Below are 10,395 nucleotides of genomic sequence, written 5' to 3'. Positions count from 1 at the left end.
TTGCCGGTGAGCACCACGCCCGCCGCGAACGCCACTCCGGCCAGGGCCAGGACGCCCGCCCCGGCGACGACCACGGCGTCCGGTCCGGCCTGGCGGAACTGGCCGCGCATCAGATGCCGTACGGACGACGGGCCCGGGGTGCCGGCCGACGCGGCGGCCGCCGCCCCCGTGCCGACCAGCGGCAGCAGGAATTCCGCGGACCCCTTCGCCAGGAGGACCAGCAGCGCGGGGCCGACGAGCGCCGGAAGCCGGGTGTTGGCGCGGGTGAGGACCGCCAGCCGGTCGCGGCAGTCCTCGCAGCCGGGCAGATGCCGGTCGACGTCCTCGGCCTGCTTGTCGGTGGCCTCGCCGCGGACGACGGCCGGCATGCGCTCCCAGTAGCCGCCGCAGGACGGCGCCGCGGGCACGCCGGGCAGGGCACGCAGGAACGCCTGCCGCATGCCCTCGCGGGCGCGGTGCAGCAGGACGGCGGTGGCGCCCTTCTTGGCGCCGATGGCCTTGCCGACGACCTCCAGCGGTTGGTCCTCGGCCTCGGACAGCCACAGTGCCTTCACCCATCGGCTCGGCAACTGGTCGAGGACCTGGGAGAGAAGGTCGACATAGGCGATGCGCTGCGACGGGTCGGCGTGGTCGACGGCGGCCACGGGCGCCGTCTCGGGCCAGGACTGCCCGTCCTCCGGGTCGCGCGGCACCTCCCGGGCGGTGGCGGCGCCGACGGTGACCGCGAGATGGCGGATGGTGGTGCGCAGGTACGCCGGGACGTTGTCGATGTGGTGGCCGCCCTGGATGCGGCGCCAGACCCGGAAGTGGGCCTCGGCGACGAGGTCCTCGGCGAGCCAGCCGTTCGAGGTCAGGGTGCGCGCGTAGCCGACCAGGCGCGGGTGCTCCTGTGCGTAGAGCGCGGCATAGGCGTCCGCCGCCGACTCCTCGGGGGCCGCGGAACCATCTGGCATGGAGGAATGTCTCCCGGTGTGTCGCCCCGGCGGCCGGCGTCCCTGGGGCCGGGGAATCTGCCGGTGCACGGTGTGTGGAATGTTGTTTTCGCAAGCGTAAAGACGACATCTCCTTGTGATCAAAACTTCGTGACGCAGGTCACGCGAGATGCGGCGGTTTTGGCGTAATGACCCCGGCATCCCCCTGGTCATAGGGGTGTGACACCGCGACAGGCGGACGCGGCACCGGCGTGTGCAGGCGTTCCTCTCCGCGCGGCGCACGACCGGAACGACACCGACCGAACACAGGAGCCGGCGATGCCCACCCTCATCGACCACGCCGTCCAGGCCCGTCTCATCGCGACCGCCCCCCGCTCGCGGGTCATCCCCGCGGTCCTGCGCTACGACCGCGAGGACCCGTTCGCCGTGCGCGTCGTGTTCCCGGCCGCGGCGTCGCTGGACGGGACGGAGGTGGTGTGGACGTTCGCCCGGGAGCTGCTCCAGGACGGACTGCGGCGGCCCTCCGGGGCGGGCGACGTCCACATCTGGCCGTGCGGCCCCGGTGCGGCGGTGCTGGAGTTCCACACGCCCGCCGGTATGGCGATGGTGCAGTTCGAGAAGCGGGACCTGCGGGACTTCCTGACGCTGTCGTACCGCGTCGTCGCCCGGGGCGAGGAGCTGGGGCACGTCGACGTGGACGCCGATCTCGCCGCGCTGCTGCGGGAGGCGTAGGGGCGTCAGTCCGCGCCGGGCGCCGCGGTGTCCGGCACGTGGAAGAGGGTGCCGAGGTGCAGGTCGAGCAGGCGCAGCGCCTGCTCGGGCCCGTGCACGTCGAGCAGGAGGTAGGTGGAGAGCCCGTCGACGAGGCTGATCAGCAGCATCGCCTCGTCCTCGGTGGCGCGGCCGGGCGGTACCTCGCCGCGCTCCGCCGCCTGCCGGAGCAGATCGGCGAAAAAGGCGGCCAGTTGCGGGATGCCCTCCTTGGCGCCGGCGCGCAGCCGCTCGTCGTGGATCGCGCGGACGAAGCAGGCGGCGCCGACCTGTACGCCGACGCGGCTCTCGGTGTCGAGCGGCAGCATGCCCACCAGACAGGCGCGCAGGACGGCGTGAGGGGTCCGCTCCCCCGGCATCGCCTCGACACTGGCGCGGATGCGTTCCTGGGCGCGTTCGTTGGCGTACTCAACGCCGAACAGCAGCATCGCGTCCTTGCTGGGGAAGTAGTGCTGGAGTCTGCCGAGGGAGACGCCGGCCTCGGCGGCGACGTCGCGCAGGGTCACACCGTCCAGTCCCCGGTCGGCGGCGATCCGCCAGAGCGCGCGGGAGATCTCCCGGCGGCGGGCGTCATGGTCGACCTTCTTGGGCACGTGCGGCCTTCCTTCCTGGTCGGACGTGTCCCCGCACGCCATTTTTACAAGTCATCCGTACCGTTATAACGTACCGGCAGCCAATACATTTGACTTGGGAAACCGGTGACCACCATGCCCTCCCCCACCGCGCCGCCGTCCCTGGCACTGCGCCCGCCCCGCCATCGCGTCGACCCGCGCGCCCGCCGCTGGTGGACGGTCCAGGCGCTGCTGACCGTCGGCATACCGCTCCTGCTGACCGCGCTGGCCCTGACGGTGTGCTCCGCACTGTTCTTCCCCGGCGCCCTGCCCTGGCTCGTCCCGCTGGTGCTCGTCGTGCTCGTCGTCCCCGCCGTGGCCCATCTGCTGCTGATGCCGCGGTGGCGGTACGCCGTCCACGCCTGGGAGCTGAGCGAGGGCGCCGTCTACGCGGCGAGCGGCTGGCTGTGGCAGCAGCGGCGGATCGCCCCGCTGTCCCGGGTGCAGACGGTGGACACCGTGCGCGGCCCGCTCCAGCGGCGCTACGGGCTGGCGACCGTCACCGTCACCACCGCCTCCACCGCCGGCGACATCAAGATCGCCGGACTGTCCGACGCCGACGCCGAGGAACTGTCCCGGCTGATGGGCGAGGCCGCCCAGACGGTGCCGGGTGACGCCGCATGAGCACTCCGCCGCCGTACCCCTACGGCGTCTGGCAGCGCCTCGACGCCCGCACCCCCCTCCTCCACTGCGGCTGGCTGGCCGCGCCGCTCGGCTCGATCGCGCTGACCGCGCTGGCGGGCGGCGGCCGGATCAGCGGCGGCGCCTGGGCCGGCCTGGCCGTCATCGCCGTGGTGTTCGCCGCCCTCACCGCCGCCGGGGTGGTCCGGTGGGCGCGCACCTCCTTCCGCGTCACCGACGACGCCTTCGAGGTCCGCAGCGGCCTGCTGACCCGGAGGCTGCGCAGTGTGCCGCTGCACCGCGTCCGCACCGTCGACCTGACCGCGTCCCCCCTGCACCGCGTCCTGGGCGTCAGTGTCCTGCGCGCCGGTACGACCGGGGGCAGCGGCGGCGGGGAGGTGACGCTGGAGGCGCTGGCGGCCGCGGACGCCGGCCGGCTGCGGACCGCGCTGCTCGCCCGCGCCGGCTCCGGGGAGGAGGACGACCCGGTGCTGTCCCGCTTCACCTGGCGCTGGGTGCGCTACGCGCCGCTGACCTTCTGGGTGATCGGCGGGGTGTTCTTCGCGGCGGGCGCGGTCAGCCGCGTCCTGGAACGCCTGGACATCGATGTGTGGAAACTGGGCTTCATCCGGCGGGCGTTCCACGCGTTCGGCGCGAGCGCCCTGTGGCTGACGGTCCCCGCCGCGCTGCTGGCGGTCGTGGCCCTCGGCTCGGCCGGCGCGGTGGTGCTCTACGTCGAGAACTGGTGGAACTTTTCCCTGAAGCGGATCGGCACCCGGTCGCTCCAGGTGCGCCGGGGCCTGTTCACCACCCGTTCCGTCACCGTCGAACGCGCCCGGCTGCGCGGGGTGGTGCTGCGTGAGCCGCTGCTGCTGCGGGCCGGCGGCGGAGCGACGGTGCACGCCATCGCGAGCGGCCTCGGCGACCAGGAGGAGAACCGCAAGCGCAGCGCCCTGCTCCCGCCGTGCCCCCGCCCCGAGGCGCTGCGCACCGCCCGCCGCGTCCTCCGGTTGCCGGACGACTCCGGTGACCTGGCCCCGGAAGAGGAACTGGCCGGCCACCCCCGGGCCGCGCTGCGCCGCCGCCGGACGCGCGGCCTCCTCTTCGTCGTGCTGCCCGGCACGGTCGTCCTCGCCGCGCTGGGCCTGGCGTTCACCCCCGTCCTGCTGCACTGCGCCTGGATCTACGCGCTGCTGGCCACGCCCGCCGTGCTGTGGCTGGCGCGGGACGCGTACCGCGCCCTCGGGCACGGCCTGCGCGGCGGCCATCTGCTCGTCCGCTCCGGCACCCTCAGCCGTGACACCGTCGTCCTGCGCCGTGACGCCGTCATGGCCTGGACGTTCTCCAGCTCGCCGTTCGGCCGCCGGGCCGGGCTGGTCACCCTCACCGCGGCGGTCGCGGCCGGTGAGGAGCACTACCGCGTCCGGGACCTGGACGCGCGGTACGCGCCGGACTTCGCCGCGCGGGCGGCGCCCGGCATCGTCGAGCCGTTCCTGTCGCGGCCCGCGCCGGACCCCTGCGGTTACCCCGCGGCGCAGACCCCACCCGCGACATGACGCATATCACACCCTCCTCGCGTGCACGTCGCGCGCCGGGCCGTCGTCCTAAGGGACGAGCCGAGTCCGTGAACCGAGCCGTGAGGGAGCAGTGCGATGCCCAGTGCCATCGACCAAGCCGTCCAGGTCCGACTCGTCGCGACCGCGGCCGCGCCCGGCCCGCACGCGGTACCGGCCGTACTGCACTACCACCCCGCCGACCCCCTCGCCGTCCGGATGACCTTCCCCCCGGAGATCTCGCTCGACGGCTCCCCGGTGGACTGGACGTTCGCCCGTGATCTGCTGGCCGAGGCGCTGCACGGCGCCGTCGGCCAGGGCGACGTACGGATACGGCCGTACGGGCCGGGGCGCACCCTGATGGAGTTCCACGCCGACGAGGGCATGGCGATGGTGCAGCTGCGGACGACGGACATCCGCCTCTTCCTCGCCCGCTCCTACGAGGCGGTGCCGCCCGGCCTGGAGCCGGCGCACCTGGACGTCGACGGCGATCTGGCGGAACTCTTCGGCGCGGCCTGACGAGTCGGCACGCGGGCGGGGGAAGGCGCTTCCCCCGCCCGCGCCGTTCCTCACCGCTTCGGGAAACCGAACCCGTAGCCCTGCTGCCGCAGCTCGGGCAGCAGCTGGTCCAGCGCCTCCACCGTCCGGGAGCGGTCGCCGCCGCCGTCGTGGAAGAGGACCGTGGGGCCGTTGGGCAGTTCGGCGCGGACCCGGGCCTCGATCGACGCGACGCTGCCGCCCTCGAAGTCCTTGCTGTCGATGTTCCAGCCCAGCGGGCGCATCCCGTGCCCGGCGGCCAGCTTGCGGCTGTAGGGGGTGAACGCGCCGCCGGGGGCGCGGTAGTACGCCACGGGGGTGCCGCCCGCCGCCTTCTCGATCATCCGCTGCGCGTCGAGGATCTGCTCGGCCTGGTACTTCTCGGGCCGGTGGTCCATGGCGGTGTTGTGGCTGATGGTGTGGTTGCACAGCCGGTGCCCGGCGTCCACGACCTTCCGCACCAGGTCGGGACGGGCCTCGGCCTGCGGGCCGATCATGCAGAACACGGCCTTGACGTCATGCCGCTTGAGGACGTCGAGGACCTTGGGCGTCCACACCGGGTCCGGGCCGTCGTCGATGGTGATGTTCAGGCTGCGGCCGGGGCGCTCGGAGTCGTGGACGATCGACGGGTCCACCGTACGGACCGCCGGCGTCCTGGCCGGCTTGGGGCCGTCCTTCGCGGTGTCGGCCTCCGCCGACGGCGTACCGCCGGGCTGCGCCAGCGCCAGCACCAGTCCGGTCACCAACGCGGCGGCCGCCGCGGTCGCGCCTATGATCCCCCCTTCCTTCCGAAAACGCCGTCCGGTGGCCCGTGCCTTGCCCATTGCCGTCCCTCACCCCGTGGTGGTCCTCGTACGTCCGCAGGCGCGCCCGCCTGTTCTCACCATGGGAGATGCGGGAGAACGCCGGCAGGCTGCTCCTGTTACGGATCCATCATGAAACTTATTGATACTGGTCCCATGCCACGAGTACTTCTGATCGAGGACGACGCCGCGGTACGGGACGGGGTCACCCTCGCGCTGCGGCGGCGCGGCCACGAGGTGGCGGCCGCGCCCACCGGTGAGGACGGGCTGCGGCTGCTGCCGGAGTTCCGCCCCGACATCGTCCTGCTGGATCTGATGCTGCCCGGCAAGGACGGCTTCCAGATCTGCCGGCTGATACGCGCCGAGCGCCAGCTCCCGATCATCATGCTCACCGCGCGCGGGGACGACCTCGACGTCGTCCTCGGCCTGGAGGCCGGGGCGGACGACTACATCGTCAAGCCCGCCCGCGGCGAGGTGCTGGAGGCCCGGATACGCGCCGTGCTGCGCCGCACCGCCCCGCCCGCCGACGGCTCGCCCCCCGAGCCCGGCCCCTCCCCCGTCGAGACGTACGGCGCGCTCACCGTCGACCGCGCCGGACTCGTCGTCACCAAGTCCGGCAAGGACCTGCCGCTGGCACCGTCCGAGATGAAACTGCTGCTGTTCCTGTCCTCCACGCCCGGCCAGGTCTTCAGCCGCCAGCAACTCCTCGAACACGTCTGGGAGCACAGCTACCACGGCGACTCCCGCCTGGTGGACGCCTGTGTGATGCGCCTGCGGACCAAGATCGAGGACACTCCGCGCAGCCCCCGCTACGTCCAGACCGTGCGCGGCTTCGGTTACCGCTTCGGACCGCTGTGAAGCCCCCGCGCCGCCTGTGGCGCCTGCTGCGCGCCGGGCGGCCGCCGCGCGGCCTGCGGGTCCGGCTCGTCGTCGCGTTCCTGCTGGTCGCCGCCGTCAGCGCGCTCACCACCGCGGGTCTGACCTACCGGGAGGCGCGCAACGCGATCCTCCAGCGCTCCCAGGACATGGCCGTCAACGACCTGCGGACGCAGATCAATTCGCTCGCCCCCGAACTGGCGGTGCCGCCCACCCGTACGGACCTCGACGCGTTCCGGGCGCAGCTGGAGCGGTCGAGCACCTACCGCGACTGGGACGTCTTCGTCCACTACACCGGGCTGCCGGACACCGCCGTCGCCGTCCGGGGCGGCCCGATGCCCCCGCCCACCCTCCGCGACTCCGTCGAGCGGCGCCATGTGCCGGTCTTCCAGCGCGTCGAGCGCGACGGCGAGCCGTGGCTGCTGGTCGGCATGCCGGTACGGCAGTCCGACGGCCGCCCCTCCGCGCTGTCCGTCTACGCCCAACTGCCGCTGCGTGGCGAGGAGGCCAATGTCGAGGCCCTGGTGAGCGCCGCGCAGCGGGGCGCCCTCCCGGTGCTCGGCCTCTCGGTGATCCTCGCGCTGCTCGCGGCGCGCGGGGTGCTGCGTCCCGTACGGGGCCTGCGGCAGGCCGCGGGCCGGATCGCGGAGGGGAAGCTGGACACCCGGCTGGAGGTCAAGGGCGGCGACGAACTCGCCGACCTGTCGAGAACGTTCAACGACATGGCGGCGAAGCTGGAGGAGAGCGTCGCCGATCTGCGCCGGCTGGAGGCGAACGCCCGCCGGTTCGCCGCCGACGTCTCGCACGAGCTGCGCACCCCGCTGGCGGCGATGACCGCGGTGACCGACGTCCTCGACGAGGACGCCGACGCCCTCGACCCCGACACCGCCTCGGCGGTCCGGCTGATCAGCCAGGAGACCGGGAAGCTGGCGCGGATGGTGGAGGACCTGATGGAGGTCTCCCGCTTCGATGCGGGCGCCGCGGCCCTCCACCTCGACGAGGTCGACGTCGCCGAGACGATCCGCAAGACGCTCCAGGCCCGCGCCTGGCAGGACCGGGTGACCGCCGAGCTGCCCGCCGACGTCCGCGCCCGGCTCGACCCCCGCCGGCTGGACGTCGTCGTCGCCAACCTCGTCGGCAACGCCCTGCACCACGGCGGAGCGCCGGTCCGGGTGGTGCTGCACACCCCCGCGCCGGACGACACCGCCCTGCGCGTCGAGATCGCCGACAGCGGCCCCGGCATCGACCCCGAGGTGCTGCCGCACGTCTTCGACCGCTTCTACAAGGCCGACTCGGCCCGCGCCCGCTCCGAGGGCAGCGGCCTGGGGCTGGCCATCGCCCAGGAGAACGTCCGGCTGCACGGCGGTTGCGTACGGGCCGCCAACCGCCCCGAGGGGGGCGCCGTGTTCACCGTGGAGCTGCCCCTGCGCCCCGGGGAGCCGGAAGGGCCGGCCGCGCCCGCCGGCCCGGACGCCGTGTCACGGAAGGAGACCGCCGCATGACCCCGGTACCGCCCTCCCCGCACGTCCACCGCCGCGCGCTCGGCGGCCTGCTGGCCGGCGCGGCCGCCGGCACCCTGGCCGGCTGCGGGATCGCCACGTCGGACGTGATCGACGCCGGGGCGCCGGCCTCCGGCGTCCGCGCGCCGGGGCGGCCCACCTCCGATGTGCAGCTGTTCTTCTACGGGCCCTCCGGACTACGCTCGGCGACCCGCCCGGCGAAGACGCCGTCCGGCCCGCAGGAGGCCATCGACCTGCTGCTGAAGGGCCCCGACCACGCCGAGCGGCAGCGCGGGCTGTCCAGCGTCCTGCCCAAGCTCGGCGGCCCGGTGACCGCCGAGACCGGCCCCGGCTCGGTCCGCGTCACCCTCCCCGTCCCGCTGGGGAAGCTGGACACCGCGTCGCTGAGCCAGCTGGTGTGCACCGCGGCCAACGCCCGGGTCCCCGGCGGCAAGCCGCCCGGCGAGGTCGTGGTGACCCTGGTCAGCGACACGTCCCAGGCCAGACCGATGCTCTGCGGCGGCAACAACGCCCTCCCGGTGATCGAGCCCGCCCCGGCACCGTCCGGGACGCCGACGGGCGGGCCGTAGGGCGGGCCTAAGGTGGAGGGGAACCGGCACACCGCGTCCGGCACCGCCCGGCCCGTCCCTCGGGAGACCCCATGACCGAGCGCAAACCCCCCGGCGTCGACTTCGAGAGCTGGATCGACAAGCAGATCCGTGAGGCACAGGAACGCGGGGACTTCGCGTCGCTGCCCGGCGTCGGGAAGCCGCTGCCGCACCTGGACCGGCCGTACGACGAACTGTGGTGGGTCAAGGAGAAGATGGCCCGCGAGGACCTGTCGTACCTGCCGCCGTCGCTCGCGCTGCGCAAGGAGGCCGAGCAGGCCCGTGAGGCGGCGGCCGCGGCGCCGTCGGAGGCGGCCCTGCGCCGCATCCTGACGGACGTCAACGAGAAGATCCGGGCGGCGCGGCGCGCCCCGCTCGAAGGGCCGCCGCTACGGCTCGCCCCGTTCGACGTCGAGGAGGCCGCCCGCGAGTGGCGGCAGCGGCACGCCGCCTCCTGACGCCCGTCACGGCCCGGCCGGCCCCGTCCGCACCGTCAGGAACCGCGGGCGGTACAGCGCGACATCGGCGTTGAGCCGGGCGTCGGGCGCCACACCGGGCGGGCCGATCCAGTTGACGTCGTAGCTGAGCGCCAGCGTGCCGGGCGCGGCGTGCTCCGGGTGCGCCTGCGGGTTGTAGACCACCACGTGCCGGGGGTCGGTGGCCGGCGGGCGTGGTGGTGTGATCCGGCCGTGCGGGCCGTGCCAGGGGCCCCGCGGGGAGCAGGCCCAGTAGCTGGTCAGGGTCCGCAGACCGAAGCGGCCGTCGCCGCCGGTGTCCATGGTGACCAGCAGCCAGGTGGCACCGTCGCGCACCACGGTGAAGGCGCTGCCGACGCCGCGCCGCCCGGTGGCGCGCAGCACCGGCGCGGCGCTCCGCGCCTGACGCCGCCAGCGCGCGCCGTCCCAGAACCGCCAGGCGGCACGGTCCGTGAGCCGCCCTTCGGGGACGCGGGCGAGGTAGGCGCTGGAGGCGGGCGCGGACGGCGGGTCGTCGCCGCCGAAGACGTAGGTCCAGCGTCCCTCGCGGACCGCGGCCGTGCCGTAGAGGACGCGGCGCGCGGGGTCGGGGCCGGTGTCGGGGCCGGTCACGGTGGTGATGCCCGTCAGGCGCAGGTCCGGGAGGGAGAGGGTGGCGACCTCGGTGCCGTAGGGCACGCCGAACACCCAGGGTCCGGTGCCGGGGGCGCGGCGCCACAGCAGGACCTTCACCACCTTCTCGTGCACGCCGGGGGTCCGCGTCTCCACGCGGGCGGCGACGGGCCAGCGCCAGCCGCCGTCCGGCGGGTCGGGGAAGAAGGGCGTCGTGCCGGGCCCGGTCAGGGTGCGTTCCGGGCGGCCGGAGGGGGAGGTCACCACGGCGGAGTTGTGCCGCAGCAGGGGGACGCCGCCGCCGTCGGCGCCGCGCCGGAAGAGGGGCGGGCCGCCGGGGTCGGGCGGGTGGACGCGGTCGAGGTAGGTGTCGGAGAACAGCCAGAGGGTGCGGCCGTCGGGGAGGGCCACCGAGTGGGTGCCGTCGCCGCCGGTCCAGTCGTCGGTGCGGGTGTTGTCGTCGCCGTAGCGGATGAACGCGGTGGTGCGGCGGATG

12 protein-coding genes are annotated in these 10,395 nt (G+C 74.4%); 8 read left to right on the top strand and 4 right to left on the bottom strand.

What is annotated here, in order from left to right; translation table 11 throughout:
• Positions 1–953: sigma-70 family RNA polymerase sigma factor (locus tag AC51EU_RS21650; protein WP_496268684.1), on the bottom strand; the 953-nt coding region annotated here is incomplete at its 3' end.
• Between the two features lie 297 nt (positions 954–1,250).
• Here AC51EU_RS21650 and ssgD point away from each other — a divergent pair.
• Entirely contained in the window at positions 1,251–1,664 is a 414-nt protein-coding gene (gene ssgD, locus AC51EU_RS21645) for a spore wall synthesis regulator SsgD (RefSeq protein ID WP_496268683.1), read from the top strand.
• A gap of 5 nt (positions 1,665–1,669) precedes the next feature.
• Here ssgD and AC51EU_RS21640 read toward each other — a convergent pair whose 3' ends face one another.
• Positions 1,670–2,296, bottom strand: coding sequence for a TetR/AcrR family transcriptional regulator (locus tag AC51EU_RS21640; protein WP_496268682.1), 627 nt, complete (start codon positions 2,294–2,296; stop codon positions 1,670–1,672).
• 114 nt (positions 2,297–2,410) lie between these two features.
• Here AC51EU_RS21640 and AC51EU_RS21635 point away from each other — a divergent pair, with 114 nt between their 5' ends.
• The 3 genes from AC51EU_RS21635 to AC51EU_RS21625 all read left to right on the top strand — a co-directional run bounded on the left by AC51EU_RS21635 (position 2,411) and on the right by AC51EU_RS21625 (position 5,007).
• On the top strand, positions 2,411–2,938 hold the full coding sequence (locus AC51EU_RS21635) for a PH domain-containing protein (RefSeq protein ID WP_496268681.1): 528 nt from the start codon (positions 2,411–2,413) through the stop codon (positions 2,936–2,938).
• Positions 2,935–4,491 (top strand): PH domain-containing protein, encoded by a 1,557-nt coding sequence (locus tag AC51EU_RS21630; protein WP_496268680.1) that lies wholly within the window; start codon positions 2,935–2,937, stop codon positions 4,489–4,491. The genes AC51EU_RS21635 and AC51EU_RS21630 overlap by 4 nt, the downstream gene beginning before the upstream one ends.
• A 96-nt stretch (positions 4,492–4,587) precedes the next feature.
• Complete coding sequence (locus AC51EU_RS21625) at positions 4,588–5,007, top strand: SsgA family sporulation/cell division regulator (protein ID WP_496268679.1); 420 nt, start codon at positions 4,588–4,590, stop codon at positions 5,005–5,007.
• A 50-nt stretch (positions 5,008–5,057) separates the two neighbouring features.
• Here AC51EU_RS21625 and AC51EU_RS21620 read toward each other — a convergent pair whose 3' ends face one another.
• On the bottom strand, positions 5,058–5,849 hold the full coding sequence (locus AC51EU_RS21620; RefSeq protein WP_496268678.1) for a polysaccharide deacetylase family protein: 792 nt from the start codon (positions 5,847–5,849) through the stop codon (positions 5,058–5,060).
• 135 nt (positions 5,850–5,984) lie between these two features.
• On the opposite strand from AC51EU_RS21620, the gene AC51EU_RS21615 reads away from it, so the two are divergent.
• The 4 genes from AC51EU_RS21615 (at position 5,985) to AC51EU_RS21600 (ending at position 9,269) form a co-directional block, all read left to right on the top strand.
• Positions 5,985–6,686: a response regulator gene (locus tag AC51EU_RS21615; RefSeq protein ID WP_496268677.1), complete on the top strand. Its 702-nt coding sequence runs from the start codon at positions 5,985–5,987 to the stop codon at positions 6,684–6,686.
• Positions 6,683–8,206, top strand: a complete 1,524-nt coding sequence (locus AC51EU_RS21610; RefSeq protein ID WP_496268676.1) for an ATP-binding protein — start codon at positions 6,683–6,685, stop codon at positions 8,204–8,206. The genes AC51EU_RS21615 and AC51EU_RS21610 overlap by 4 nt, the downstream gene beginning before the upstream one ends.
• Positions 8,203–8,793: a hypothetical protein gene (locus tag AC51EU_RS21605; RefSeq protein ID WP_496268675.1), complete on the top strand. Its 591-nt coding sequence runs from the start codon at positions 8,203–8,205 to the stop codon at positions 8,791–8,793. Before AC51EU_RS21610 ends, AC51EU_RS21605 begins: the two co-directional genes overlap by 4 nt.
• 71 nt (positions 8,794–8,864) lie before the next feature.
• Positions 8,865–9,269 carry a DnaJ family domain-containing protein gene (locus tag AC51EU_RS21600; RefSeq protein ID WP_496268674.1) on the top strand — a complete coding sequence of 135 codons (405 nt, stop codon included), beginning with the start codon at positions 8,865–8,867 and terminating at the stop codon, positions 9,267–9,269.
• A gap of 6 nt (positions 9,270–9,275) precedes the next feature.
• On the opposite strand, the gene AC51EU_RS21595 is transcribed toward AC51EU_RS21600, so the two are convergent.
• On the bottom strand, positions 9,276–10,395 hold a 1,120-nt coding region (locus AC51EU_RS21595; RefSeq protein WP_496268673.1), incomplete at its 5' end, for a DUF5005 domain-containing protein.

The organism is Candidatus Streptomyces philanthi (genome assembly GCF_059553635.1).
The sequence above is the reverse complement of the archived record's forward strand: the minus strand, read 5'-3'. Positions and strand labels throughout refer to the sequence as shown.